Genomic DNA, 24,910 nt, shown 5'->3' on the forward strand with positions numbered 1-24,910 from the left:
TCTTCTGACAGGGCCTTCTAGCAGGTCTCGCGGTGCGGCAGCCCGGCCAGCAGGCGCCCCCACTCGGCGGGCGACAGGCCGCCGAAGCGCTCGCACAGCGCCTCGGCGATCCGCTCGGGATCCCGCTCGGGCGACCGGTCCGGCAGGGAGATCCCGATGACCACGCCCTGCCCGGTCAGCACGCGCAGCCCGTCACCGGTGAACCTGGCCTGCGCCGGCCGCGCGCCCGCGCTGGGCAGCGGCCGGTCCGCCAGCAGCGTGCCGCCGCCGGACAGCCGCCACACCCACACGTGGTCGTTGCTGGTGCCCGCCAGGAGCCCGCCGTCGCCGCTGAAGCGCAGCGGCCCGGCGGCGGGCGTGAGCGGCAGGGGCAGCTGCGGCACGCCGTCGAGGTCGTAGATCTGCACGCCGCGCTCGGTGGCGATGGCGATCCTGCGCCCGTCCGGGCTGAAGGCGGCGTACTCCAGCGACATCGTGGCCAGCCACGGCGCCGGCCGTACCCTGCCGGTGTCCAGCCAGCGGATCCGCGAGGCGGGCCCGTCGAAGACCACGGCCGCCTGGTCGTCCGGCCGGACCAGCGCGTACTCGCCGTCGAAGACGACCCGCCCGGCCCGCAGGTCCCAGGCCCACCGCTCGTCCCGCTGCCGGTCGGCGGCGAACACCAGCCCGCCGCCGGGGCTGAACCACGCCGACAGCTCGCCGGGCCAGTCCAGGCCGCGTTCGATCGCGCCCAGCTGCCGACCGGACCAGGCGTCCCACAGGTAGGTCCGCTCCGCGCCCACCATCGCCAGCTTGCGGCCGTCCGGCGCCCAGGCCAGCGCCCGGATCTTCTCCGGCACGTCCTTGGCGACGAGCTGCCGGCCGGTCGCGATGTCGTAGACCCGCAGCCTCCCGGACGTCAGCGCCGCCAGGTGGGAGCCGTCGTCGCTGAGCGAGTGGATGGACCGGTCGGTGGCGTGCGGGTCGGCGAACACGGTCACCGCGGGATCGGCGCCCGAGCTGCGCAGCGCCCGGGCCGACTCCTCGATCGGCGCCAGGCGCCAGGCGGCCACGCTGAGCCTGCGGGAGGTCACGGGGTCGGCCAGGCGCAGCGACTCGGCGCGCTCGGCCGCCAGCCGGGCCATGGCCTCCTCCAGCCGGCCGTCCATGGCGATCGTGCGGGCCACGCCGGTAACCGTGCCGACCAGCGCGGCCGCGAGCAGGCAGGCGGTCACGGCCCGCCGCCGGCGTGCCCGGCCGCGCCGGAGCGCCGTGCCCGCGTCCAGGAACGCCTGCTCCTCGGCGCTCAGCCGGACACGACGCCGCCGCGTCGCGGCCCAGGCCAGCGCGTGCTCCAGCGCCTCCCCGCCGAACAGGTCGGCCTCCCGCCGCCCGCCCCTGTCCCATCGCCGCGCCGCCGCCGCGAGCTCCCGGTGTACGGCCAGGCCCTCGCGCTCGGCGTCGAGCCAGGCGCGCAGCCGGGGCCAGGCGCGCAGGAGCGCGGGGTGGGTGATGGACACGGTCTCGCCCACCGTGAGCAGCCCGGCCTCGCCGTACCGGTCCAGGATCGGGCCGGCGGCCGGGGGCAGCTCGTCGCGGGCGGCGGCGCGCCTGGCGTCGGCGCCCTGCTCGTCGGTGTCCACCAGGCGCAGGAACACCTCGGGGACGGCTTCCTGGTCGGGGCCGGGGAGGCCCTGGTAGACCTGCTCGGCCCGCTCGCCCAGCGGCGGGTCGTCGACGGGCGCGGGCGGCAGCAGGCGGCCCTGCTGGGACTGGGGGACGTCCAGCAGCGCCAGCAGCAGCCGGCGGGCGCCGGGGCGGTGTTCGGGATCGGGGTGGAGGGCGGCGGAGAGCAGGTCGCGCAGCGGGCGGTCGACGGCCGGGTCGGCGGGCACCTCGGTGAGGCCGGGCGGCTGCTCCCGGGCCGTGGCGGCGAAGAGCATGAGCCGGGCCCAGTCGCGGATGTCGCCCGCGGGCCCCTCGGGCGATCCCGGGCCGCCCAGGCCGATCAGCCGCGGGCCGTCGGGGCCCAGCAGCACGTGGTCGGGGTCGACGCGCCCGTGCGCCGCGCCGGCCTCGTGGATCGCCGCCAGCGCGGTCGCCGTCGCGGCCGCGAGCCGGTAGAGCTCGTCGCGGCCGTAGGGGCCGCACCCGGCCACCACCCGGCGCAGCGTCGGACCCGGGACGTACTCGCTGACCAGGAACGGCGGATCGTCCTCCAGGTGCGCCTCGACCAGCTTGGCCACATACAGCGAGTTCACCCGCTGGGCGGCCCTGCACACGGCCGCGTCGGCGACCCGGGGTAACAGCTTGAGCGCGTATCGTGAGCCTTCCTCGTCGTAGGCCTCACGCACGGCGCCGTCGCCGAGTCCGGCGCCGAGCCAGTAGGCGCCCAGACGATCCAACAGATCAGTCCTCACGGGTCAGACGAGCCCGGTGCTCGGGCCACTCCTCCTTGAGGATGCCGAAACAGACGGTGTCGCGCCAGGTGCCGTCCGGACGCGGACGGTGACGGCGCAGCGTGCCCTCGTGGACGCCGCCGATGCGGCGGATCGCGGCCTGGGAGCGCTCGTTGAGGACGTCGGTCTTCAGCAGCACCCGGTTGTAGTCGCAGGCGCCGAAGGCGTGGTCGATCAGGAGCACCTTGCAGGAGGTGTTCACCGCCGTGCGCCAGTAGGCCCTGCCGTACCAGGTCCAGCCGATCTCGACGCTCAGGTCGAAGGTCGGCACGTCGCAGTAGCACGTCCAGCCGGCGGCGCGGCCGTCGTGGATCACCGCGAAGGGGACGTACTCGGGGCCGCCGATGAGGCGGCGCGCGATCGCGGCCAGTTCGTCCTCGGTGCGCGGGGTGGCGACGGGCATCCAGCGCCAGACCTCCTCGTCCCCGCCCCCGGCGGCGAACAGGTCGGGGATGTGGTCCTCCGTGAGCGGTTCGAGGCGGACGACGGCGTCCTGGAGGACGGTGGGGCGGGGCATGGCGGCGGTCATGCGAGTGAGGGTAGCGGGAGCCGTACCTGATGATTTATCGCCACATGTCCGGTTTTGCGGGAAGCCACTTGCGGGCGGGTGGTCGACAGGCATACCGGCCGGTCGGTAGGCTCCCATCATGGACTTCGCCTTCGACACCCTCACCGAGGACCTGCGCGAGCGCATGCTGCGTTTCATGGACGAGTGCGTCTACCCGGCCGAGGCGGCCTTCGAGGAGCAGGCGGCGCGCAGCGGCTGGAGTCCGCCGCCCCTGCTGGAGGACCTGAAGGACGAGGCGCGCAAGCGCGGGCTGTGGAACCTGTTCCTGCCCGGCGAGCACGGCGCGGGGCTGACCAACCTGCAGTACGCACCGCTGGCCGAGATCATGGGCCGCTCCCCGCGCATCGCCCCGGCCGCCACCAACTGCGCCGCACCGGACACGGGGAACATGGAGGTCCTGGCCATGTTCGGCAGCGAGTGGCAGCGCAAGGAATGGCTGCGGCCGCTGCTCGACGGCGAGATCCGCTCGGCCTTCGCGATGACCGAGCCGGACGTGGCCTCCTCCGACGCCACGAACATCGCCACGTCGATGGTGCGCGACGGCGACTCCTACGTCATCAACGGCCGCAAGTGGTTCATCTCCGGTGCGATGAACCCCAACTGCAAGATCTTCATCGTCATGGGGAAGACGAACCCCGAGGCCCCCTCCCACCGCCAGCAGAGCATGATCCTCGTGCCGCGCGACACCCCCGGGCTCACGATCGAGCGCGGCATGCACGTCTTCGGCTACACCGACGGCGACCACGGCGGGCACGCCGAAGTGATCTTCGAGGATGTGCGGGTGCCGGCGGAGAACCTGATCGGCGAGGAGGGCGGCGGCTTCGCCATCGCCCAGGCCCGCCTCGGCCCCGGCCGCATCCACCACTGCATGCGCCTGATCGGCATGGCCGAGCGCGCCATCGACATGATGTGTCAGCGCGCGCTGTCGCGCACCGCCTTCGGCAAGCCCATCGCCGAGCAGGGCGTCGTCCAGGACTGGATCGCCGAGGCGCGGGTCCGCGTCGAGCAGCTGCGGCTGCTGGTGCTCAAGACCGCCTGGCTGATGGACACCGTCGGCAACCGCGGCGCGCACACCGAGATCCAGGCCATCAAGATCGCCACGCCCGTCACGGTGGAGTGGATCCTCGACAAGGCCGTCCAGGTCCACGGCGCCGGAGGCGTCTCCCAGGACTTCCCGCTGGCCGGGCTGTGGGCCCACGCCCGCACCCTGCGCCTGGCCGACGGGCCCGACGAGGTCCACAAGCGCTCCCTGGCCTACCGAGAACTGAAGAGGCACATGTGATCGTTTCTATGGACGAAGCCGACATCAAACGGCGGATCGCCGACTTCCTCGCCGAGCACGACCCCTCCGGCGACCGCCTGGAGTTCCTGCGGGCCCGCTTCGACGCCGGGCTGGCGTGGGTCCACTTCCCCGAAGGGCTCGGCGGCCTGGGCGTCTCCCGCGACCTCCAGCAGGTCGTCGACCGGGAGTTCGCCCACACCCCGCAGCTGGACTACGGCGTGCAGGCGATCGGCCTCGGCATGGCCGCCCCCACGATCCTCGCCTTCGGCACCGAGGAGCAGAAGAAGCGCTTCCTCAGGCCGCTGTGGACGGGCGAGGAGATCTGGTGCCAGCTGTTCAGCGAGCCCGGCGCGGGCTCCGACCTGGCGACGCTGGCCACCCGGGCGGTGCGAGACGGCGACGAGTGGGTCGTCGACGGGCAGAAGGTGTGGACCTCCGGCGCCCACCACGCCCGCTGGGGCATCCTCGTCGCCCGCACCGACCCGGACGTCCCCAAGCACCGCGGGCTGACCTACTTCGTCTGCGACATGACCGCCCCCGGCGTGGAGGTCCGGCCGCTGCGCCAGATCACCGGCGAGGCCGAGTTCAACGAGGTCTTCCTGACCGGCGTACGGCTCGGCGACGACCTGCGCCTGGGCGCCGTCGGCGACGGCTGGCGGGTCGCCCAGACCACGCTCATGAACGAGCGCGTCGCCATCGGCGGCGCCCCCGTCAGGCGCGGCGGCGGGATGATGGGGATCCTCCTCGACACCTGGCGCGACCACCCCGAGCTGCGCACCCACGACCTGCACCAGCGGCTCCTGGCCCTCTGGGTGGAGTCCGAGGTCACTCGGCTGTCGGCGGTACGGCTGCGCGAACAGCTGCGCGCCGGCCAGCCGGGACCGGAGGGCTCCGGGATGAAGCTGTCGTTCGCCAAGCTCAACCAGGCCCTCACCGGGCTGGAAGTCGAGCTCAAGCGGGACCTCACCTACGACGACTGGACCTTCCGCCGCTCGGGGACCGTCGACTTCCTCGGCCGCGGGCCCGGCTACCGGTACCTGCGCGCCAAGGGCAACTCCATCGAGGGCGGCACCTCGGAGATCCTGCGCAACATCGTCGCAGAACGGGTGCTCGGCCTGCCGGGCGAACCGCGTGTGGACAAGGACGTGCCCTGGAAGGACCTGCCTCGATGACCCTGCTGTACAGCGACGTGGAGGAGGAGCTGCGCTCCGCCGTCCGCTCCCTGCTCGCCGACCGGTGCCCGCCCTCCGCGGTGCTCAAGCGCGTGGAGTCGGACCAGCCGTACGACCTGGACCTGTGGAAGACGCTGTCCCGGGAGATCGGCGTGGCGGGGCTGCTGGTGCCGGAGGAGTACGGCGGCGCGGGGGCCTCGGCGCGCGAGGCGGCGGTCGTGCTGGAGGAGCTGGGGCGGGCGGTGGCGCCGGTGCCGTTCTTCACCAGCTCGGTGCTGGCCACCCGGGCGCTGGTGAGCCTGCGCGACCCGGCGGCTCGCGTGGGGGAGGTGCTGCGGGGCCTGGCGGCCGGGGACACGATCGCGTGCCTGGCCGTCCCGTTCTCCACCGCCCCCCTGAACCCCTCTCCTGCCCGCACCACCGAGGTCCTCGGCATGCGCGACGGCGGGCCGGTGGTCACGGCGAGCGTCGCCGCCGTCGCCGGAGCCGACATCGCCGACCTGTTCCTCATCCCCCTCGACGGCGCCCTCTACCTCGCCGAGTCCGCGTCCGCCCACGTCGAGGCGGTCCCCTCCCTCGACATGACGCGCCCGATCGCCGCCGTCGTCTTCGACGCCGCCCCCGTCACCCCGCTGGGCGCCGTCGACCTCGCCGAGGTCCTGCGCTTCGGCGCCGCCCTGCTCGCCTCCGAGCAGCTGGGCGTCGCCGAGTGGTGCCTGGAGGAGACCCTGGCGTACGTCAAGCAGCGCTACCAGTTCGCCCGCCCGATCGGCTCCTTCCAGGCGATCAAGCACCGCCTCGCCGACCTGTGGCTGGACGTGGTCCGCGCACGTGCCGCCGCGCGCAACGCCGTCGCCGAGGACTCCCCCGTCGCCGCCTCGACCGCGCAGGCCTGGAACGCCGGCGTCGCGGTCCACGCCGCCGAGGAGGCGGTCCAGCTCCACGGCGGCATCGGGATGACCTGGGAGCATCCCATCCACCTCTACCTCAAGCGGGCCAAGGCCGACGAGATCGCTCTGGGCACGCCCGGCGACCACCGGGCCGCCCTCGCGTCCCTGGTGGGCCTACCCGGGCCGCAGTGAGGCCAGCAGCAGCTCGGCGAAGTGTTCGCCCACCTGGGCGCCGGTCAGCGGGCCGTCCGCGCGGTACCAGGTGCCCAGGTGGTGGACCGAGCCGAAGAAGTAGTCCACGACGATGTCGGCCGGGATGTCGTCGCGGAACACGCCCTCGCGCTGCCCCTCGGCCACCAGGTCGCGGAAGCGCTCGTGGTAGCGCCGCCGCTCGGCCCGCACGGTCTTCTGCGTCTGCGGGGCCAGCAGGTGCATCGAGCGGAAGAAGATCTTGGAGTCGTCGAGGTTCTCGGTCGTGGTCGCCACCACGTCGGCGGCGGCCCTGAACAGGCGCTCGGCCACGGTGCCCGGCCCGTCGGCGATCTGGGTGAGCCGGTCCATCTGCATGCGCAGTACCCGGGCGTAGATCTCGTGGAGCAGGTCGTCCTTGGAGTCGAAGTAGTGGTACATGGCGCCTTTGGTGACGCCCGCCGCGACCACGATCTCCTGGACCGAGGTGCTCTCGAACCCCTGCTCGGCGAACAGGCGGGTGGCCTCGCTGAGCAGCCTCTGGCGTACCGGTTCATCCCTCACGGCGGACAGCATACCGACTGGTCGGTTGACGTGGTCGAGTTGGTGCTATTTTCATAACCTCCTACCGTTCCGGCCTGGCTTCCGGGTATCTCTTTGAGCGGCGAGGGATCTCCGGCGTGGCAGATCCAGGTATTACCTACTTATTCGGGGAGTTTGTCATGCCTGGCGGCTCAATTTACGTGCAGCCCGACGAGAAGTTCACCGGAGCCTCACCGCAGTGGCTCTACGAGAAGCACTGGCACGAGGACGCGAAGAGCCGCCTGCGCCTGCGCGCCGTCAAGGCCGCCGTCGCCTTCGCGATCGGCTTCGGCCTGGCCGTGCGCTTCGACCTGTTCGGCCCCCTCTCGTACGCCACGGGCGCCGCCCTGCTGGCCGCCGCCGCCGACTGGTGGTGGGCCTGGCGCTCGTTCCAGTCCACGGCCGTCTGGCGCGGCCGCCGCCGCGGGGAGGTCATCATGGGCCGGCAGCTCAGGCGCTCGCTGTCCCGCCGCGGCTACCGCATCCTCGACGGCCGGGCCATCCGGGGCCAGGCGTCCATCGACCACCTCGTCATCGGCCCCAATGGCGTCTGGCTCGTCGACAACGAGGCCTGGAGCCCCGACACCGAGATCGCCGCCTACGGCGGCAGGCTGTTCTTCGGGGAGAAGTACGGCACGCGCGTCGCGAAACCGCTCGTCGAGGCCGGGGCCGCCTTCGCCGAGCTGCTGAGCAGGGAGACCGGCATACCGGTGACGATCACGCCGATCCTGGCCGTCCACGGCGGGCTGCTGCCCCACGGGGGAGTGCTCGCGGCGGAGGGGATCACCCTGATCAAGCCCGGGCGCGTGGCCAGGCTCATCCGGGAGACGGGCACGCAGGCTCTGTCGGAGGCGCAGATCGAGCTGCTGGCCCGTACGGCGGCGCGAGAGCTCGATCGCGCCGCCTGAAGCGTGCCGCCGTACCGACGAGCCGTACCGCCCAGCCGTACCGCTCAGCCCAGGAAATCCTCCACCATCCGTCAGCTCCCGGCCCAACTCCTTGATCTTCTCGATGAGCCGCGGCCGGTCCTGCGGTCGCGGCGCGAGCGCGGCGTAGGACTGCTCGAACGGCGAGCCGGCCAGGTGCTCCGGCTGGAGCTCGCCGATGCCGCCCATCCATCCTTGACCGCCGGGCCGCGCCGGGGCAAGGAACGGCGGCTCAGGCCAGGTCCTCGATGAACGCCGCGAGCTGGGCGACATTCCGGCATTCGCGCATGGGGATCACCTCGGCGTAGTCCGAGGCGACCGAGTCGCCGGTGTCCCATTGGGCGCGCGGTTCCGGGTTGAGCCAGTAGGCGTGCCTGGCCCGGGCGACGAGCCCTTTGAGCAGGTCCACCGCGGCCGGCTGGTAGTTGGAGCGCGCGTCGCCGAGGATGAGCAGCGCCGTCCTCGGCCCGACGGCCTCGCCGTACCTCTCGGTGAAGCGTTCGAGGGCGTGGCCGTAGTTGGTGCGGCCGAAGCGCGCCATGTCGGCTTCCTGCGCCATGCGCGTCATCGCCTCGACGACGTCCGAGCCCGGCGCGAAGAAGCGGGTGATCTCGTCGACGGTGTCCACGAAGCCGAAGGCGCGCACCTTGGTGAACTGCTCGCGCAGCGCGTAGGTGAGGAGCAGGGTGAAGTGCGCGAACGAGGAGACCGAGTCGCTGGTGTCGCACAGGATGACCAGCTCGGGCTTGTGCGGGCGCGGCGGCTTGAAGTGCGTGGTCAGGGGGACGCCGCCGGTCTGGAGGGAGGCGCGTACCGTGCGGCGGAAGTCCAGGCGGCCGCGCCTGCGGTGGCGGTGCTTGATCGCGAGGCGGGCGGCCAGGCGGCGGGCGAGCGGCTGGACCTCCCGCCTGAGCCTGGCCAGGTCGTCCTTGGTGGCACGGAGGAAGTCGATCTGGTCGAGGGGAGGGCGTACGGCGGAGCGGGCGATGCGCTCGACGCCCGACTCCTCGGCGATCCTTCGGCGGATGTCGGTGGTCACCGCGTCCGTGAACTGCTCGATTTTTCGGGATATTTGGGTGCGTGCCCGCTTTTCGGCGATTCCGCCGCGTTCCTGGCCGGCGAGAACCTCGGCGAGCAGCCTGGCCATGAGCGTCTCGGGCGACAGGGCACGCAGCACGCCGTACGAGAACCAGCTCTGCCGCCCCGGCGCGGCGGGCTGGCGGCCGAAGCGCTCGACCATGTCCCTGGCGAAGGCGCGCAACTCCTCGTCGGAGCCGTGGAGGAGCAGGCGGGCGAGCCGGTCGCGGAGCGCGGCGGTGTCGGGCTGCGCGGACCCCGTGGCCTCCCGGGATGCGGCCTCCTGAGACGCGGCCTGCTGGGACGCGGCCTGCTCCGTCTCGGTCATGACCGCGGGGAACCACAGGTCGAACAGGACGTCGAACCCGGGACGGTAGGCGGGCTTCTTGATCAGCGTCGCGGCGTAGGCGGCGCGCAGCGACTCGCGGTCGGCCAGCTCGACCACGCGCAACGCCCGCGCGGCGTCCAGCCCCTCCGCCAGCGACACCGGAATCCCCGCCTCGCGCAACGCATGCACGAACCCCACATGCCGGTCGACCAGGCTCACTGGTGCACCATCCTCACGACAGCCCTAGCTCCTTGACCGCCTTGGCCTGGTCAGAGGCGTGCTTGAGCACCACGCCCAGCGTTCCGGCCACCGTGGCCTCGTCGAGCTCCTGCCTGCCGAGCGCGAGCAGCGTCCTCGCCCAGTCCACGGTCTCGGCCACCGACGGCGCCTTCTTCAGCTCCATCGCCCGCAACGTCGCCACCGTCCTGGCCAGCTGCTCCGCCAGGTCCTCGCGGATCGTCGGAACCTGGGCGAGCACGATGTCGCGCTCACGCTCGGGCGTCGGGTACTCGATGTGCAGGTACAGGCACCGCCTCTTCAGCGCCTCCGACAGCTCGCGGGTCGCGTTGGAGGTGAGGACGACGTACGGCTTGCGCGCCGCCCGGATGGTGCCGAGCTCGGGGATCGTCACCTGGAAGTCCGACAGCAGCTCCAGCAGCAGGCCCTCCACCTCCACGTCGGCCTTGTCCATCTCGTCGATCAGGAGCACGGCCGGGCCGGATGACCGGAGGGCCTTGAGCAGCGGCCGTTCCAGCAGGAAGTCCTCGGTGAAGATGTCCTCGTCCGTGCTGGTCGCCTGGATCCTCAGCAGCTGCTTCTTGTAGTTCCACTCGTAGAGGGCTCTGGCCTCGTCGAGCCCTTCGTAGCACTGGAGGCGGATGAGCGTCGCGCCGGTCGCCTCCGCGATGGCCTTGGCCAGCTGGGTCTTGCCGACACCGGCCGGTCCCTCGACGAGGAGCGGTTTCTCCAGCGCCGTCGCGAGGAACGCGGCGGTGGCGATGGCGTCGTCGGACAGGTAGCCGACATCGGCCAGTCGCGTGCTCACGTCGGCGGGGGAGTCGAACATGCGTGCGTGCTCCTGTCGTGGGGCGAGGCGGGGACGCGGGCAGGGAACCGAACGTTATTCTGCCATGCGGGCATCCGATTCGACCTGGGGGCTGGGTACCGGTATGCTCCTTCTGCACGCGCCGCTAGCTCAGTTGGTCAGAGCAGCTGACTCTTAATCAGCGGGTCCGGGGTTCGAGTCCCTGGCGGCGCACCACCCAGAAAACCCCAGGTCATGCGGCCTGGGGTTTTTCGTTCCGCCCGTCGATCGCCTGGAACCTTCCGCTCGTTGGCCGGCTCCCCGCCCGCCGCCCGCCCACCCATCCGCCCCTGGTCCCGCTGTGGCCGGCCCGCCGCACACCAGGGCCTCCACGAAATCCGGGACGGTTCATCCCTTTCTGGAGCAGTTGTCGTTGCTTGCAAGCGCCATGCGACCGGTGCCCCCTCAAGAGCACCTCATCGCGACCGACCAAGTTCGTTCCGATCACAGCGAATCAGCGCGTGCACCACCTCAGCGCTGGGTAATCTTCGCCTCGTCCGCTCGTCTAGGGGAGGCTCGCCGATGGCAGGCAGCGTCACGATTCCGTCCGTGAGCGAGCTGTACTGGCCCACGGTGACGACGCTGCGGGACATCGGTGGCTCGGGAACGAAGGACGAAATCGTCCAGGCGGTGATCGAGCGGATGGCGTTCACCGATGCGCAGCAGGCCGTACTGCAGGGAGACGGTCCCACCACGAAGCTGGAGTACCGGTTGGCGTGGGCGCTGTCCCACCTCAAGGGCATGGGGCTCACCACCAACAGCCCGCAGGCCGTATGGTCACTCACCGAACGCGGCAGGACGGCCAGCCAGGACGACCTGCGGCAGGCGCGCTCGGCATGGCAGCGCAACGCCCGCCGTAAGAAATCGCAGGCCCCAGGCGGCGAGGAGGAGTCCGAGGAGCAGGACTGGCGCGAGGAGCTGAAGGACCTGCTCATCGCGATGTCGCCCCAGGCGTTCGAGCGGCTGTGCCAGCGCCTGCTGCGCGAGGCCGGTTTCATCAACACGCAGATCACCCGCTACTCCGGGGACGGCGGGATCGACGGGCTGGGCACCTACCGGGTCTCGCTGATCAGCTTCTCGGTGTACTTCCAGTGCAAGCGCTACAAGGGCTCGGTGCGGGCCAGCGAGGTGCGCGACTTCCGCGGCGCCCTGCAAGGGCGCGGCGACAAGGGGCTGCTGATCACCACCGGGACGTTCACCGCCGAGGCCCTGAAGGAGTCCACCCGCGACGGCGCGCCGCCGATCGACCTGGTCGACGGGGACCGTTTGTGTGACCTGCTGAAGGAGTACGGCTTGGGCGTCACCCGCGAGCTGGTCCAGGTGGAACGGGTGCGGGTGAATCCCCGCTTCTTCGAGACGATCTGACCTCGGCGGCCCATCGTGCGACTGCTGATCCTGGGCGGCACCTGGTTCGTTGGCCGGGCCGTACTGCGTGAGGCGCTGGCCAGGAGGTGGCACGTCACGGTGTTCAACCGGGGACGCAGTGGTCCGCCACCAGCTCCCGTCGAGCACATCCGCGGCGACTGGGAGCGACCGCAGGACCTGGTACGGCTGGCCGCCCACGGGCCGTGGGATGCGGTCCTCGATGTCGCCGGGACCATTCCGGCACTCGTTCGCAACGCCGCCCGGGCCCTGGCCCCGGTCACGGGCCGGTACGTGTTCATCTCGACGATCTCCGCCTACCGCGACTGGCCTTATGCGCCCGTGGATGAGAACTCCCCGCTGTGGGAGGGCGATCCCGATCTCGACCCCGGGACCCGGCGGTGGGACCCGGACGCCTACGGGCCGCTCAAGGTGGGTTGTGAGCTGGCAATTCGGCGAGAGTTCGATCGACACGTCCTCATCATGCGCCCGCACGTCATCCTCGGCCCGCACGAGTACGTCGGCAGGCTGCCCTGGTGGCTGACCAGGATCAGCCGGGGTGGCGTCGTCCTGGCTCCCGCTCCGCCTGATCGCGCCATCCAACCGGTGGACGTGCGTGACGTCGCTCGCTTCACGCTCGACCAGATCCAGGCGGGCGGCGCGGGCGTCTTCAACCTCGCGCCGCCTGTGGGTCGTGACACCTACGAAGGGCTGCTCATCGCGTGCGTGGACGTCACCGGCGCTTCCTGCGAGATCGTGTGGGCAGACGAGCAGTGGCTGAAGGCGCAGGGCGTGGCGGAGTGGACGGAGATTCCGCTCTGGCGGACTCTGCCCACTGCTTGGACGATGGACACCCGCAAGGCGCACGCGGCCGGGCTCGTGTGCCGTCCGTTGCGCGAGACTGCGGCCGACACCTGGCAGTGGCTGCAGGCCGGTGGCAGGCCGGTCGAGCATGAGCGGTTCGCCGAGCACGGCCTGGCTCCCGATCGCGAAGCCGAGCTGCTGCGGCGCTGGCGGCTCAGCCGCACAACTCCTTGAGGAAGGCGCGATTGATCGCTGGATCGCGGCCCGGCACGTAGCGCTGCGTCGGCAGGTAGCCGAAGCTGCTGTATAGGGCGAGGGCTCCGGTGTTGCGCACGCCCGTCTCCAGAATCGCCCGCTTGGCACCGCCCAGGGCGGCCTGGCGTTCGAGCTCCTGCAGGATCCGCGCGCCGAAGCCCTGCCCGCGCTGCTGCGGCACGGTGTACATTTTCTTGATCTCGACCGTCCGGCTCTCGGCGTCGTGCAGCCGGTAGCCGCCGCAACAGACCGCGATTCCGTCCCGATAGCCGACCAGGAACAACCCGGTCGGTGGCGCGTAGGCAGCGGGCTCGGCCTGTGCCGGGTCGGCGTAGCCGTACCGGGCGACCTGCTCCTCGAAAAGCGCGCGCACCAGGGCGACGGCGTCGGGGTGGTCATAGGACCGAGGCTTGATCGTGAACTCGGTTGGTGCTGGTGTCATGTCATGTCGGAGATAGCGCCATATCGAATTCGGGCAGGAACTCCGACACTACTGGCGACCGGCTCCGCCGGGCAAAGGCCGGACGGAGCTGCCGCAGGCAGGCGATGCCCCGCAGTGACTGCACCTGCGTGAGCCGGGTGATCGCCTCCCGTGCGGCGGACACGGCCGCTTCCAGCTCTCCTTGCAGGAGGTACGCCCTGGTCAGGAAAGCCCCGTGCAGCAGAGCCGAGCGTGGATAGTCCGGCCGCTGACCGGCCGCTGAGATGGGCGCCAGCAGGGCGACGGCTTCGCGGAGCAGCGCCTTGCGGTAGACGGTGGCCTGCTCGGCCAGGACGACGAGGGCCTGACCGGCCTCGGCGGCCAGTTGCTCCGGCTCCAGGTAGTACAGGTAGGACGGGGCTTCGCGTGCCTGGCGCAGGAGTTCGCGTGCCTCCTCCGACGCGGCCTGGAACCCCCGCTGGTCACCTGCCGCCGCTGCGGCAGTCGCCACCCGCCCGCTGATCCTGGCCCGCAGAGCCGGGTCGGAGGGGCAGATCTCGGCAGCCGCCTCCGCGATGTTCACCGCCTGGGAGCCGTGCCCGGCGAAGGCGGAGATGTAGACCAGCATGCCGACCGTGTTGGCCATCCGGCCGCGGTCTTCCAGCGCCCGAGCCACCCGCGCGCTGAGCAGCAGATAGCGTTCGGCGGCGCCGTACCGATGGGCGTCGAAATGCACCCAGCCGACGAGCTGGGCCAAGTCGGCGACGATGGCCATCAACTCGGGCCCCACCGTCGCGTCGTAGTCCGCGCTGCGCACGAGGTCCAGGACGTTCCGCAGCTCGCTGGTGACGTACCGAAGGCTGAGCACGCCACCGCCGTGCCGGTCGTCGAGTCTGCGCAGAGCGGCCACGTGCGAGGCGATCAGGGCGACCTGCGCGGGCAGCACCCGGTCCCGATTCGTGTTCCTGCGGGTCAGGCTGACCACGGTGGCGATGCCGTCCAGTACGGCTGCCGCCAGATCCGGGCCGGTCGCGGCTGAGACCTCACCGTGGAGACTGGCGCTGCTCAAGGTCAACTCGCTGAGGGCCGCGACGACATCCTCGGCGTTCGTGCAGTGCGCCAAACCGGAAACCGCGCCCACCACCGTCCCCACACCTTCGGCGTGGGGCCACAGCTGCTCGACGCTGATCGGGCGCCCCAGATGCTCGGACAGGACGGCAGCCACCACCTCCGGCAGCGGGTCGTACGGCTTGTAGCCGAGCCGCACCCACGAATACGGCGCGGTCGGATCGATGCGCCGCGCGGACAGCCCGCGAGCCTCCAGACGGGCGTTGACGGCGGCAGCCAGCTGACGCGGGTTCATTCCGGCACGCCGCAACACCTCTGTGAGATGCGTGCCCGGCTTGGTCATACAGCTGAGCCCTCCAGTCCTGGGCGAACGGTAACCCGATGCATACGCCATGGGAAAGCACGGCGGAGCTGTACTGGCTCACCTTCACGACCTTCACGGGGACGTTCCCGAGCTTCACGGCCTTCACGAGCCGCGGGTGTTCACCAACAGTGTCCGCGCTGGTCCACTGGGTGACATGCAGCCTGGCGACATCAAGCAGCGGTACCCCCGCTGGTCCATCTGGCAGTCGGACCTCGGCCGGTGGTGGGCGACGCGTCGAGGCGGGCTCGATGGCGAAGCGATCAACAGAGGGTGCTCCACCACGGTCGACGCTGACGATCTGGAGCAGTTGACCGCTCGGCTCGCCGCCGAGGAGAAGCTCAACGCCACGGTGACGGACACCGCTGGCCGTTAGACCGGCGCGGCGGCACGGGCAGCGTCCGCCTCTCCTGGGTGCGGGAGGCAGCCCCCATCCCGTGCCGCCGCGTCTCCATCTCCTTGTCCAGGAGGACATCGTGAGGACCGTCGTCGGCGAGGACATCGCCGAGCTGTTCACCAAAGCCGTGGCGCTGACGCTGGCCGGCGGGCGGGTGTGCCCGCGCGGCATGCCCACCCGGGAGGTGACGAACGTCCATTTGGTGCTGAAACGGCCCAGATCCCGGCTGCTGTACGCTCCACCGGCCCGGATACTGAACCCGGCGTTCGCGGTCGCCGAGACCGTCTGGATCCTGTCCGGCTCCGACGATCCGTGGATCTTCGACTTCAACGGCAGGCTGCGGCAGTACGCCGACGGCGGGGTGCTGCTCGGCGCGTACGGCCCGCGCCTGCGCCGCTGGAACGGGCAGGTGGACCAGCTGGCGCGGGTGCTGGCCGCGCTCCGAGCCGATCCGGATTCGCGACGAGCCGTCGTCCAGCTCTACGACCCGGGCCGCGATGCCGCCGGGCATCGAGATGTGCCCTGCACGCTCGGATTCCGGTTCCACCTGCGCGGCGGCCGGTTGCACATGGTCACCACGATGCGCAGCCAGGACCTGTGGACCGGCCTGCCGTACGACCTGTTCTTCACCACGGTCCTGCACGAGCTGATGGCCGGATGGCTGGGCGCGGAACTGGGCGATTACCACCACCAGATCGACTCGCTGCACCTCTACGAGGAGGTGCTGGAGCGTGCCGCCGAGGTGCGGGACACGGCGATGTGCCTGGAGACGCCCGCGCTGGCCACGCCGTGGGAGGGCTTCGACGCCCTGCTGGCGCTGGTGCGGGACGGCGAGCCAGTCGATCACCCCGGCTGGTACGAGATAGCCGCAGTCCTGGACAACTACCGGCGGTGGAAGAACGGGGAACGGGATGCGGCACGACAGCAGGCGGAGCGGCTTCCCGGTGGCCTCGGTCAGGGGCTGCGGGCGTGGTATGGGGAGTTGCAGCGGCGGGCGGTGACGCGATGATCGCGACAGTCGGGCTGTGCTCCTTCACGCACGACTCGGCCGCCGCGCTCTTCCTCGACGGTGATCTGGTCGGGTTCGTGGAGGAGGAGCGGCTGTCGGGGATCAAGCACACCCGCGCCTATCCCGAGCAGGCGGTCCGGTGGCTGCTCGGCGAGGCCGGGATCTGTGCCGACCAGGTGAGTACGGTTGCCTACAACTTCCGTGGGTTGGGTTACTTCGCCGCGATCCCCAGCGCGCTGGGGGTGCCGGGGGAGCGGGCGGTTCCTCGCGCGGCCAGCTTCGCCAAGGTCGGCGTGCGCACGCTTCGTAGGACCGCAGATCTGGCTCGCCGCTTTCCGAAGGCGCGGGTGCGGTCGTTCACGCACCATCACACCCACCAGCTGTACGCGTTCGCGGCATCCGGATGGGAGCGCAGCGCGGTCCTGATCGTGGACAGCCTGGGCGAGACCCAGACGACCACGATCGCCCTGGGCCGACAGCTCCAGCCGGGACGGCCCGCCGTCCGCACCGTGCACGCGCTGCACGACCCGGCTTCCCTCGGTTACGCCTATGGCGCGATCACCGAGCACCTGGGGTGGCGGCGCGGCGATGAGGAAGGCACGGTGATGGCGCTGGCCGCGCTCGGCGATCCGGCCCGGTTCCGGCCGTTGCTGACGCGGGCCATCCCGCTCACCGGGCACGGCTTCACGCTTGACCCCTCGCTCATCCTGCCGCGGGTGCTGTCGTCTCGGTACGGCCGCCTGTCCCCGCGTTTCGTCGCGGCGACGTGCCCACCGCGGGATGCGCAGGCTCCGGTGGAGCAGGTGCATCGGGATCTGGCCGCCGCCCTGCAGGAGCGCACCGAGACGGTCATGCTGCACCTGGCCCGCCGAGCGCGGGAGCTGACCGGCTGCTCGCGCCTGTGCGTCGGCGGTGGAGTGGCCACCAACTGCGTCAGCATCGGCAGGATCATTCAGGCGGGCATCTTCGATGAGGTCTTCGTCCCGCCCGCGCCGGGCGACGCCGGTACGGCCATCGGTGCCGCGATCGCCGCGCATCGTGCGGAGAGCGCGGTGACAGGGGTCGCGGGTGCCTGCTACCTGGGTCCTCGCTTCTCGGCCTTCGACCTGTCGGCTTGGCCGGAACTGGTCGAGCGGCGCATCGACGGTGACGTGCCGGAGTTCCTGGCCGGTGAGCTGGCGAAGGGCCGGATCGTCGGCCTGTTCCAAGGACGGGTGGAGGCCGGGCCTCGCGCCCTGGGCAACCGCTCGATTCTCGCCTCGCCGCTGCAGGACGGCGTGGTGCAGCGGCTCAATGCCACGGTGAAGTTTCGCGAGCCGTTTCGCCCTTTCGCGCCGGTCGTTCCGGTTGAGCGGGCGGGGGAGTACTTCACCCTCGGTCAGGAGGCGCCGTTCATGTCGATGGCTTCGCCGGTCACCGAGCTGGCGCGCCAGCACATCCCGGCCGTCGTTCACGCCAACGGCACGGCCCGAGTGCAGACCGTGGCCAAGGACGCCAACCCCTTCCTCCACGCCGTGCTGGAGGCGTTCGCCCGCCGTACCGGAGTGCCTGTCCTGATCAACACCTCGCTCAACATCAAAGGGAAGCCGATCTGCGGCACCCCGGCCATGGCGCTGGACTGCCTGGCCGGCTCCGGGCTGGATGCCCTGCTGCTGGAAGGCAGGTGGATCACCAAATGATCATCGGATACAGCTTCTGGGGCTTCCTCGGCCACGGCATCACCGACACCCCGGACGGCGGGCGCAGCCATCGCCGGCCATGGATCGACGCCCTGATCAACGCCGGTCACCACGTCGTGTTTCTCCAGGCCAATCGTGACCTGGCCGAAGCCGGGGACGATCTGGGGAACAGGTACGCCTTCGACGCCGGGCTTCCCGAAATCGAGGTGTTGTTCCTGGAGTGGCGCTGGCCCATCAAGGGCCGCAACACCAGCCCGTGCGGATCGACGGGCCACACCTGCGACCTGCACCGCCAGCGGGAGCTGCTAGAGAACTACACCCTCGGCAACGGCGTCCGGACGATCATCTGGGACAAGGATCGGCAACTGCCGCCCGACGATCCGCTACGCCGCCACCCAGCCGTGATCGTGTGCGAAGCCGCCCTGCACCCCACCCCAGGCGCGCACCGGCTGCTGTTCCCGCTGGATGACGCGCTGCTGGAGACGGCCGATCCTGCGGCGCTCGCCGCCCTGCCCAGGCCGGTGTCGCTCATCTACATCGGCAACCAGTACGACCGGGACAAGGCGTTCGACACCTACTTCGCCCCCGCGGCCGGGCGCTTTCGCCATCTGGTCGCGGGCAAGTGGACCGACACCAGGCGCTGGCCGGAGGTGATCTTCGCCGGGCGGGTGTCCTTCGAGCGGGTCCGGGCTCTGTACCGGGGTTCGCTGGCGACGGTCCTGCTGTTGCCGGAGCGGTACGCCGCGGCCGGGCAGGTCACGCAGCGCATCTTCGAGGCGGTGCTGTCCGGGTGCCTGCCGCTGGCACCGGCCGAGATCAGGGACGTCGAGCGGTTCGTCCCGCCAGAGCTGGTGGTGCGCGACGGCGCTGAGGTGATCGGCGCCATCCAGCGGTTGAACGCGAGCGCGGGCACCGGGGAGCACGCCGACCTGATCGCCGCCTGCGTGGAACGCCTGTCGGTCTTCCGGCTCAGCCACCAGCTCGCACAGCTGCAGTCGCTGCTGGAGGCGACCGGGAGGCGGCCATGAGCACGGGTGTGCCCAATCGTCGAGCGTTCGGGCAGGTCACGACTATCGTGGAGCGTCATGCGGATGAACCGGGTGGCCATCGTCGGCTCGGGCGGCAGCGGGAAGTCCCACCTGGCCCGCGAGCTGGGCAGGATCCTGGACGCTCCGGTCACGCACCTGGACGCCGTCTACTTCGACGACGAGTGGAACCCGCTGCCGCAGGACAAGTTCGAGGCGGCGCAACGGGAGCTGGTGGCCCAGCCCCGGTGGGTGATCGACGGCAACTACAACTCCACTCTCCAGGTACGGCTGGCCGCCTGCGACACCGTGGTGATGATGGACGTGCCCACCTGGATGGCGTTGTGGGGCATCGTCTCCCGGCAGGTACGGCACGGCGCCGGCCAGCACGCCTCCGGCGTCTACAACCGCATCACCTGGGACGTGGTCAGGTACGTGGCCACCTACCGGCGCAGGATGCGGCCCCGCGTGCTGGCGAAGATCAGGGAGTACGCGGCGGGCAAGCACGTCGTGTTCCTCACCAGTCGCAGGCAGGCACGCCGCTGGCTGGCACAGTTGCAGCACGGCTGACCCGGCGGTGCGGCTCATGACGTCGCACCCGTTCACGCAGGCCACGGCCCGCGAGCTGTATCGCACCGAAGAACGGCTGGCAGCCCGGACCTCCGCCCTCCACCGGGCCAAGACCCACGGCAGACCGGTCGCCGATGTCATCGCCGACCTGGCCCTGGAGTACCTACCGGCGTGCCCTCCAGACGTCGTAGCCGATATCGGCTGCGGGCGCGGCACCACCACCCGCGTGCTCGCCGAACGGCTGCGCCCTCGGTGTCTGCTGGCGATCGACGCCTCGGCGGCCATGCTCGCCGCGACCCAAGTACGGCTGGCCGGTCACCACGCCAGTTTCCTCCAGGCCGACTTCCACGCCCTGCCCATGCGCGATGCCGTGTGCGCGGTCGTGGTGGCCGCGTTCTGCCTCTATCACGCGCCCGACCCGCGCCGTGTCACGACGGAGATCAGCCGTGTCATCACGCCTGGCGGCATCGCCATCATGGCCACCAAGTCAATCGACAGCTACTCCGAGCTTGACCGGATAGTGGCTGGAGCCGGGCTGGACACCGACGCGGCTGCGCGGGAGAGCCTGTACGGCAGCGCACACAGCGGCAATCTCCCCGATCTGCTGCCACCGGGATTGGGGATGGCGCATCTGGAGCACGAGGAGCACCGGTTCACCTTCCGCGACCCTGACCATCTCGCCGCCTACCTGGCGACCACCCCCAAGTACCGCTTCCCGTCCGGGCTCACTGGTGATCCCGTCCCGCTCGCCGCCGCCCTTCGCGCCCACTGGGGCGACAAGCCGTTCTGCGCGACATCGACGGTCACCTACCTGGTCGCACGGCGTGAAGGGGCTATCGGATGACCTGGCGGACGTTCACCAAGACCTATACCTCCCCGGAGGCGGTACGGCGTGCCGTCGCTCACCACGCGTGGCTGGAGCGGCATGCCCAGCCTCTGTGCCTGCCGCGCATCGTCGAGGTGCAGCCGTTATCGGTCGCTTCCGAGTTCATCCATGGCCGCCACCTCGGCGTGGCAGACCTGCCTCGCGTGGCCAACATGCTCGGCAGGGCACACGCCACCGCCTGGAGGAGCGACCTCCGCCGAGCCCGGCTCGACACGCCACATCTGCTCCACGGCGGTCTCACGCTGCCCGACTTCGTTTCCACCAGGATGGCGGCGTTGCGCCGGGACGAACTGGCCTCGCACGAGCGCGCTGCCGCCGTACGGCTGCTGCACGAGCACCGGGATGGCGCCGCTGCCTTCTACAAGGACACCAACCCGCGCAACGTCCTCATCACCGGCGACGGACGCATGGTCGCGGTGGATGTCGATGATCTGACCTTGGCGCCGTTCGGATACGACCTGGCCAAGCTCGTCGTGACCCTGGCCATGACCTACGGGCGGTATCCGCTCCAGCTCGTCGAGGAGGCGTTGGCCGCCTACAACCACCAACTCGATGCCGTGGGGCCGGTCGCGTTCGATCACTTGATGGGCTTCGCCGAGCTGCACGATCTGCTGACCCGCCGGTATCTCGGTCGCGGCGGCTACCAATATCCCTGGCCGACGGTCCGGCCGTGTGAGGAGGAAACGTGATCGTCACTGAGCTGACCTTCGTCCGGCACGGGCAGGCCCACTGCAACGTGGCCGGAATAGTAGGCGGCCCAAAGACCTGCACCGGACTCACCGATCTCGGGCGGCGTCAGATAGCGCTGGCCGCGCGACGGCTGGCCGCCGAGCATGCGCAGGTGCCGTTCCACACCCTGTATGCCGGGCCACGGCTTCGGCTCCGGCAGGCAGGGCAGCTCCTCGCCGACGCGCTCGGGCTGCCGCTCATCGTTGAGCCCGGCCTGGACGGGCCCAACCACGGCGACGCCGACGGACAGCCCTGGCACGTCATCAAGACCGCCTTCCACGGCGGCCCCCACACTCACCCCGACCGGCCCTGGGCGTCCGGCTCCGACACCTGGAACGGCTACCTGCAGCGCGCAAGGACCGCTCTGGCCGGGCTGGTCCAACATCACTCAGGGCAGCGTGTCCTGCTCGCCGTACACGGTGAGACCGTTTGGGCCGCCCACGGCTTGTTCCTGGAGCTCGGCCCCGAGGTCCGGGCGGGCTTCGCAGTCGATCACGCCTCGCTCACGCGCTGGCAGTTGCACCGCAATCGCTTCGGACAGCAACAGTGGCTGCTGGATCGCCACAACGACACCGCCCATCTCGGCGATCGGGGGCAACCGTGAGTGCTCTGACTGTGGCGCGCCGGGGCCTTGGCTCGGCCAGCGTGGCGGTGGTGACGGACCCCTCCGGGAACCGCTATGTGCTCAAGAAGCACACCGCTCAGGAGCGTTTCGACGCCGAGGTGCACGCCTACCGCACCTGGGTCCCCTCCCTCGGAGGGCACGCCCCACGCCTGCTCGCCGCCGACCCGGACAGCAGATCCCTGGTGCTGTCCTTCATCCCCGGCACACCAGTCGTCGATCTTCCACCCGGCACGTCGGCACAGCGGCGGGCTTTCGCCGCGGCCGGAGAAACCTTGCGGCGGCTGCACCAGATCCCTCCCGGGCCTCGGCCCAGCGCCGACGTGCCGCTTTACCTGGCGAATCGGATGCGCTGGTGGACGGCCCGAGCGCGCGACGCCGGGTTGATCAGCCCGGCCGAGTGCCACGAGCTGGACCGCACGGCGGACCGGCTCGCGCGCACGGTGGTGGGCAGCACGATCTGCCACCTGGACTACCAGCCCCGTAACTGGCTCCTCACCTCTGATGGGAGCGTCTGTGTGGTCGACTTCGAGCACACCCGCCGCGATGCCCGCGTCCGGGATCTCGTCCGACTGGAATACCGCTGGTGGAGATCCGATCCACGGCTTCGTGAGGCGTTCTTCGCCGGATACGGGCACCATCTGGGAGAAGCCGAGGCCGAGCTCATGATCATTTTTGGGATGCTGGATGGCCTCACCTCTCTGGTACGCGGAGATCAGGGCCTCGCCGCCTATGGCCGCACGCTGCTCGCTGAGTTGACCTCGTCCCGAAGGGAAGCCGCTCATGGCCGCGCGTGATCCATGGCCGCTGCGCCGCGCCGTCGTCACCGGGGCCGCCGGGTTCATCGGCTCCCACCTCTGCCGGGCTCTGCTGGACCAGGGCGCGACCGTCATCGCGGTCGATCGCCGAGACCCCGGCCTCGATCCCGTCGCCGCTCGCAACCTCTCGGACGCCTTCGACCGGCCCAGCTTCTTCTTCGTCGCCGCAGACCTGCGGGCCTGCGCCATCGAACCCCTGGTACTGGACGCCGACGTGATCTTCCACCTGGCCGGCATCCCCGGAGTACACCCCTCCTGGGGAGGGTCCTTCGCCGACTACGTCGCCTGCAACATCCTGGCCACCCAGCGGCTCATGCACGCCGCCACACGGCTTCGCGTCCCCCGCGTGGTCGTCGCCTCCTCTTCCAGCGTCTACGGCGCAACCAATGGGCATCCCAGCCGCGAAACCGATCATCTGCGTCCGGCGTCGCCGTACGCGGTGACCAAGCTCGCCCAGGAGCAACTCTGTCTCGCCCACGCGGCCCGGCCGGACTGTGCCAGTACCGTGGTCGCGCTTCGCTACTTCACGGTGTACGGCCCGCGCCAACGCGACGACATGTTCCTCCATCGCCTGCTCATGGCGGCCATCACCGGAGAGCCCGTCCAGATCTACGGCGACGGCAGCCAGCGCCGCGACTTCACCTACATCACCGACGCCGTCAACGCGACAATCGCGGCGGCGACTGTCCCGTCGGCCAACAGCGTGATCAACGTCGGCGGCGGCACCACGGTGAGCGTGAACGACGCCGTCGCCCTGGCCGAACGGCTCACCGGGACGCCTGTCACGGTTCATCGGGTTGCTGCACGCAGCGGCGATGTCCCCGCGACACGGGCGGACCCCACGAGGGCGCGCCGCGTGCTCGGCTGGAGCCCGCAGACTGAGCTTCGCGTCGGCATGGTCGCCCAACTGGCCGCCATCCGGGCCGAGCGTGAGCTTCTCGAGGAAGGGATGATCAGTTCATGACATGGGTCGATGGGGACTTCGGGGTCGCGGGATCGCTGGCCCGCGTGCTGGACGACATCCAAGCGGAGCGGATCGCACAAGACGCCAGGTGGGGCATCCAGGACCTCCCGGACGGAACCAGCCCGGCGGACGCCAGCGTCGCGGAGACGGCCAAGAAAGCCACAGCCGACGCGGCGGCGGACGGAACCCTCACCTGGTGCCACATCCTGATCGAGGAAGTCCTCGAAGCGTTCGCCGAAGCCGACCCTGACCGGCTGCGAGCCGAGCTGGTGCAGGTGGCGGCAGTCGCCACCAAATGGATCCAGGCCCTGGACCGGAGGAGCGGGCTACCGGCGGCCGGTGAGCTGTAGGTACACCTCGGTCGTCCGCGCTCGTGGGCGCAGGTCGCCGAGGTCGGCCAGTGCCGCCTTGAGGTCTTGGTAGCTGCGATGCACCGCATCGGTCCTGCCCAGGTCGGCATATGTCCGCATCTGGCGGCAGCGCAGCGGCTCGTTGCACGGATCGAGCCGAAGTGCCCGATCCAGCAGCTCCACCAGCTCCTCGGGATCGGTCTCGTGATCGGTCAGCGTGGTAAGGGCCTTCACGACCCGCTTGCGCAGGTCTTCACGGATCGGCTCGCTCCACTCGCGGGTGCTGGCCGGCAGGAACGGGCCGCGATAGAGACGTACGGCCTGCCGAAGCAGCGCCACTTGCTCCGGGGCGTCCTCGACCTTGCCGGCTTGGTCCAGCAGATCGGTCAGCTGCCAGTAGTCGACCGTGATGAGCTGCTTGTTGAGCCAATACCGCTGGCTGGCCTGCTGGATCAGCTCGGTGGCGCCGATCTCCTCCCAGCCCAGCGCCTTCTCCAACCGGCGGGCGATCTCCTTCTTCGGGCTGTGGAACACGTCGTATTTGTCTAGCGGCACATCCGGCCACAGCACCTCATAGACCCGCTCCCGGGCCACCCCGTGACGGTGTACGGCGAGCTGACCCAGCAGGTCGGGCAGGTCCTTGCCGCTCGCGCAGTCGATCAGGCCGGTCGGCCCGTCGATGACGACTTCACCGAGCAGGCGGATCTGTAGCGGGGGAGCGGGCTTGGCGGCAACCGTTGCACGGACCTGTGCCGGTCCGGCCTGCTGCTCTGTCGCGGGGGATGTCGGTGCTTCGGCTGGTTCCGGACGGCGAGGCGTCGGAGAGACGACGGCTGTCCCTCCCGACGACCGCATCAGGGAGGTGTCGTCTCGCAGAGGAGCGGGCGGGGGAGCGACCGGCCTCGACGGGCATGGTGCCGTACGAGGCTGGAAGCGGACCGTGCGCAGGAGCATGAAGGTGCCACCGGCCACCACCAAGCCGAACAGCAGCGACATCCAGGCTCTGGCCGGGAGCGGGGCCTCATCGCTGGCTGCGACGTAACCCTCTGCCGGG

General features: G+C 70.7%; 25 protein-coding genes and 1 tRNA gene. 18 read left to right on the forward strand and 8 right to left on the reverse strand.

The annotated features are described in order from the left end of the window. Positions 1–17 precede the first annotated feature (17 nt). Positions 18–2,384 (reverse strand): protein kinase family protein, encoded by a 2,367-nt coding sequence (locus BSB02_RS18295; protein WP_084960192.1) that lies wholly within the window; start codon positions 2,382–2,384, stop codon positions 18–20. Positions 2,385–2,388: 4 nt separating this feature from the next. After that, positions 2,389–2,967, reverse strand: a complete 579-nt coding sequence (locus BSB02_RS18300) for a GNAT family N-acetyltransferase (RefSeq protein ID WP_084960193.1) — start codon at positions 2,965–2,967, stop codon at positions 2,389–2,391. 118 nt (positions 2,968–3,085) lie between these two features. Here BSB02_RS18300 and BSB02_RS18305 point away from each other — a divergent pair, with 118 nt between their 5' ends. Genes BSB02_RS18305 through BSB02_RS18315 form a run of 3 tightly spaced genes read left to right on the forward strand, consistent with a single transcriptional unit; the run spans position 3,086 to position 6,542 of the window. After that, a complete protein-coding gene (locus BSB02_RS18305) occupies positions 3,086–4,288 on the forward strand; it encodes an acyl-CoA dehydrogenase family protein (protein WP_084960194.1) in 1,203 nt (400 codons plus the stop codon). 8 nt (positions 4,289–4,296) lie between these two features. After that, on the forward strand, positions 4,297–5,460 hold the full coding sequence (locus tag BSB02_RS18310; RefSeq protein WP_084960195.1) for an acyl-CoA dehydrogenase family protein: 1,164 nt from the start codon (positions 4,297–4,299) through the stop codon (positions 5,458–5,460). Next, complete coding sequence (locus BSB02_RS18315; protein ID WP_084960196.1) at positions 5,457–6,542, forward strand: acyl-CoA dehydrogenase family protein; 1,086 nt, start codon at positions 5,457–5,459, stop codon at positions 6,540–6,542. The genes BSB02_RS18310 and BSB02_RS18315 overlap by 4 nt, the downstream gene beginning before the upstream one ends. Here BSB02_RS18315 and BSB02_RS18320 read toward each other — a convergent pair. Continuing rightward, positions 6,525–7,103, reverse strand: a complete 579-nt coding sequence (locus tag BSB02_RS18320) for a TetR/AcrR family transcriptional regulator (RefSeq protein WP_420855866.1) — start codon at positions 7,101–7,103, stop codon at positions 6,525–6,527. The genes BSB02_RS18315 and BSB02_RS18320 overlap by 18 nt on opposite strands. A gap of 158 nt (positions 7,104–7,261) precedes the next feature. On the opposite strand from BSB02_RS18320, the gene BSB02_RS18325 reads away from it, so the two are divergent. Next, positions 7,262–8,029 (forward strand): nuclease-related domain-containing protein, encoded by a 768-nt coding sequence (locus BSB02_RS18325; RefSeq protein ID WP_084960198.1) that lies wholly within the window; start codon positions 7,262–7,264, stop codon positions 8,027–8,029. A 250-nt stretch (positions 8,030–8,279) separates the two neighbouring features. Here the strand turns inward: BSB02_RS18325 and BSB02_RS18330 are convergent, their stop codons facing one another. Continuing rightward, complete coding sequence (locus BSB02_RS18330; protein WP_084960199.1) at positions 8,280–9,671, reverse strand: vWA domain-containing protein; 1,392 nt, start codon at positions 9,669–9,671, stop codon at positions 8,280–8,282. Positions 9,672–9,684: 13 nt separating this feature from the next. After that, complete coding sequence (locus tag BSB02_RS18335) at positions 9,685–10,518, reverse strand: AAA family ATPase (protein WP_084960200.1); 834 nt, start codon at positions 10,516–10,518, stop codon at positions 9,685–9,687. Positions 10,519–10,636: 118 nt separating this feature from the next. Between BSB02_RS18335 and BSB02_RS18340 the strand changes: the two genes are divergently transcribed. The 3 genes from BSB02_RS18340 to BSB02_RS18350 all read left to right on the forward strand — a co-directional run bounded on the left by BSB02_RS18340 (position 10,637) and on the right by BSB02_RS18350 (position 12,936). Beyond that, positions 10,637–10,713 (forward strand) — tRNA-Lys (locus BSB02_RS18340). A gap of 372 nt (positions 10,714–11,085) precedes the next feature. Continuing rightward, on the forward strand, positions 11,086–11,901 hold the full coding sequence (locus BSB02_RS18345) for a restriction endonuclease (protein WP_206184759.1): 816 nt from the start codon (positions 11,086–11,088) through the stop codon (positions 11,899–11,901). A 15-nt stretch (positions 11,902–11,916) separates the two neighbouring features. Continuing rightward, positions 11,917–12,936, forward strand: a complete 1,020-nt coding sequence (locus BSB02_RS18350) for an NAD-dependent epimerase/dehydratase family protein (RefSeq protein ID WP_084960202.1) — start codon at positions 11,917–11,919, stop codon at positions 12,934–12,936. Here BSB02_RS18350 and BSB02_RS18355 read toward each other — a convergent pair. Both BSB02_RS18355 and BSB02_RS18360 read right to left on the reverse strand, forming a co-directional pair. Next, the gene (locus tag BSB02_RS18355; RefSeq protein ID WP_084960203.1) at positions 12,917–13,399 is read right to left on the reverse strand and encodes a GNAT family N-acetyltransferase; all 483 of its coding nucleotides are present in this window, start codon (positions 13,397–13,399) and stop codon (positions 12,917–12,919) included. The genes BSB02_RS18350 and BSB02_RS18355 overlap by 20 nt on opposite strands. A 1-nt stretch (position 13,400) precedes the next feature. Beyond that, complete coding sequence (locus tag BSB02_RS18360; RefSeq protein ID WP_084960204.1) at positions 13,401–14,789, reverse strand: NsdA family TPR-like regulatory protein; 1,389 nt, start codon at positions 14,787–14,789, stop codon at positions 13,401–13,403. Between the two features lie 175 nt (positions 14,790–14,964). On the opposite strand from BSB02_RS18360, the gene BSB02_RS18365 reads away from it, so the two are divergent. From BSB02_RS18365 to BSB02_RS18415, 11 genes are all read left to right on the forward strand, one after another. Continuing rightward, positions 14,965–15,183 carry a hypothetical protein gene (locus BSB02_RS18365; RefSeq protein WP_084960277.1) on the forward strand — a complete coding sequence of 73 codons (219 nt, stop codon included), beginning with the start codon at positions 14,965–14,967 and terminating at the stop codon, positions 15,181–15,183. Between the two features lie 100 nt (positions 15,184–15,283). Beyond that, positions 15,284–16,213, forward strand: a complete 930-nt coding sequence (locus BSB02_RS18370; RefSeq protein WP_084960205.1) for a thymidylate synthase — start codon at positions 15,284–15,286, stop codon at positions 16,211–16,213. Beyond that, a complete protein-coding gene (locus BSB02_RS18375; protein WP_084960206.1) occupies positions 16,210–17,892 on the forward strand; it encodes a carbamoyltransferase family protein in 1,683 nt (560 codons plus the stop codon). Before BSB02_RS18370 ends, BSB02_RS18375 begins: the two co-directional genes overlap by 4 nt. Further along, positions 17,889–18,920: a glycosyltransferase family protein gene (locus tag BSB02_RS18380; protein WP_206184760.1), complete on the forward strand. Its 1,032-nt coding sequence runs from the start codon at positions 17,889–17,891 to the stop codon at positions 18,918–18,920. The genes BSB02_RS18375 and BSB02_RS18380 overlap by 4 nt, the downstream gene beginning before the upstream one ends. A 57-nt stretch (positions 18,921–18,977) precedes the next feature. Further along, entirely contained in the window at positions 18,978–19,487 is a 510-nt protein-coding gene (locus BSB02_RS18385) for a P-loop NTPase family protein (protein ID WP_206184761.1), read from the forward strand. A 16-nt stretch (positions 19,488–19,503) separates the two neighbouring features. Continuing rightward, on the forward strand, positions 19,504–20,331 hold the full coding sequence (locus tag BSB02_RS18390; RefSeq protein WP_084960278.1) for a class I SAM-dependent methyltransferase: 828 nt from the start codon (positions 19,504–19,506) through the stop codon (positions 20,329–20,331). Beyond that, positions 20,328–21,062, forward strand: a complete 735-nt coding sequence (locus tag BSB02_RS18395; RefSeq protein ID WP_084960209.1) for a phosphotransferase — start codon at positions 20,328–20,330, stop codon at positions 21,060–21,062. Before BSB02_RS18390 ends, BSB02_RS18395 begins: the two co-directional genes overlap by 4 nt. Continuing rightward, positions 21,059–21,706, forward strand: a complete 648-nt coding sequence (locus BSB02_RS18400; RefSeq protein ID WP_084960210.1) for a histidine phosphatase family protein — start codon at positions 21,059–21,061, stop codon at positions 21,704–21,706. Before BSB02_RS18395 ends, BSB02_RS18400 begins: the two co-directional genes overlap by 4 nt. Positions 21,707–21,717: 11 nt before the next feature. Further along, a complete protein-coding gene (locus tag BSB02_RS18405; RefSeq protein ID WP_338064350.1) occupies positions 21,718–22,521 on the forward strand; it encodes a phosphotransferase family protein in 804 nt (267 codons plus the stop codon). Further along, a complete protein-coding gene (locus tag BSB02_RS18410; RefSeq protein WP_084960212.1) occupies positions 22,508–23,506 on the forward strand; it encodes an NAD-dependent epimerase/dehydratase family protein in 999 nt (332 codons plus the stop codon). Before BSB02_RS18405 ends, BSB02_RS18410 begins: the two co-directional genes overlap by 14 nt. Further along, on the forward strand, positions 23,503–23,856 hold the full coding sequence (locus BSB02_RS18415) for a hypothetical protein (protein WP_084960213.1): 354 nt from the start codon (positions 23,503–23,505) through the stop codon (positions 23,854–23,856). The genes BSB02_RS18410 and BSB02_RS18415 overlap by 4 nt, the downstream gene beginning before the upstream one ends. Here the strand turns inward: BSB02_RS18415 and BSB02_RS42305 are convergent. Continuing rightward, the gene (locus BSB02_RS42305) at positions 23,833–24,852 is read right to left on the reverse strand and encodes an AfsR/SARP family transcriptional regulator (protein WP_240506504.1); all 1,020 of its coding nucleotides are present in this window, start codon (positions 24,850–24,852) and stop codon (positions 23,833–23,835) included. The two genes, BSB02_RS18415 and BSB02_RS42305, sit on opposite strands and share 24 nt — an antisense overlap. Between the last annotated feature and the right edge of the window lie 58 nt (positions 24,853–24,910).

The sequence above is a fragment of the Thermoactinospora rubra genome, from assembly GCF_002093975.1.
Taxonomy (GTDB): domain Bacteria; phylum Actinomycetota; class Actinomycetes; order Streptosporangiales; family Streptosporangiaceae; genus Nonomuraea; species Nonomuraea rubra_A.

What these genes read in the sequence shown, in the direction of transcription:
- BSB02_RS18360 (WP_084960204.1), bottom strand. Translation starts at nt 14,789, where the DNA reads ATGACCAAGCCGGGCACGCATCTCACAGAGGTGTTGCGGCGTGCCGGA.
- BSB02_RS18385 (WP_206184761.1), top strand. Translation starts at nt 18,978, where the DNA reads ATGCGGATGAACCGGGTGGCCATCGTCGGCTCGGGCGGCAGCGGGAAG.
- BSB02_RS18300 (WP_084960193.1), bottom strand. Translation starts at nt 2,967, where the DNA reads ATGACCGCCGCCATGCCCCGCCCCACCGTCCTCCAGGACGCCGTCGTC.
- BSB02_RS18325 (WP_084960198.1), top strand. Translation starts at nt 7,262, where the DNA reads ATGCCTGGCGGCTCAATTTACGTGCAGCCCGACGAGAAGTTCACCGGA.
- BSB02_RS18380 (WP_206184760.1), top strand. Translation starts at nt 17,889, where the DNA reads ATGATCATCGGATACAGCTTCTGGGGCTTCCTCGGCCACGGCATCACC.
- BSB02_RS18355 (WP_084960203.1), bottom strand. Translation starts at nt 13,399, where the DNA reads ATGACACCAGCACCAACCGAGTTCACGATCAAGCCTCGGTCCTATGAC.
- BSB02_RS42305 (WP_240506504.1), bottom strand. Translation starts at nt 24,852, where the DNA reads ATGTCGCTGCTGTTCGGCTTGGTGGTGGCCGGTGGCACCTTCATGCTC.
- BSB02_RS18310 (WP_084960195.1), top strand. Translation starts at nt 4,297, where the DNA reads ATGGACGAAGCCGACATCAAACGGCGGATCGCCGACTTCCTCGCCGAG.
- BSB02_RS18365 (WP_084960277.1), top strand. Translation starts at nt 14,965, where the DNA reads ATGCAGCCTGGCGACATCAAGCAGCGGTACCCCCGCTGGTCCATCTGG.
- BSB02_RS18390 (WP_084960278.1), top strand. Translation starts at nt 19,504, where the DNA reads ATGACGTCGCACCCGTTCACGCAGGCCACGGCCCGCGAGCTGTATCGC.
- BSB02_RS18395 (WP_084960209.1), top strand. Translation starts at nt 20,328, where the DNA reads ATGACCTGGCGGACGTTCACCAAGACCTATACCTCCCCGGAGGCGGTA.
- BSB02_RS18375 (WP_084960206.1), top strand. Translation starts at nt 16,210, where the DNA reads ATGATCGCGACAGTCGGGCTGTGCTCCTTCACGCACGACTCGGCCGCC.
- BSB02_RS18305 (WP_084960194.1), top strand. Translation starts at nt 3,086, where the DNA reads ATGGACTTCGCCTTCGACACCCTCACCGAGGACCTGCGCGAGCGCATG.
- BSB02_RS18410 (WP_084960212.1), top strand. Translation starts at nt 22,508, where the DNA reads ATGGCCGCGCGTGATCCATGGCCGCTGCGCCGCGCCGTCGTCACCGGG.
- BSB02_RS18335 (WP_084960200.1), bottom strand. Translation starts at nt 10,518, where the DNA reads ATGTTCGACTCCCCCGCCGACGTGAGCACGCGACTGGCCGATGTCGGC.
- BSB02_RS18315 (WP_084960196.1), top strand. Translation starts at nt 5,457, where the DNA reads ATGACCCTGCTGTACAGCGACGTGGAGGAGGAGCTGCGCTCCGCCGTC.
- BSB02_RS18415 (WP_084960213.1), top strand. Translation starts at nt 23,503, where the DNA reads ATGACATGGGTCGATGGGGACTTCGGGGTCGCGGGATCGCTGGCCCGC.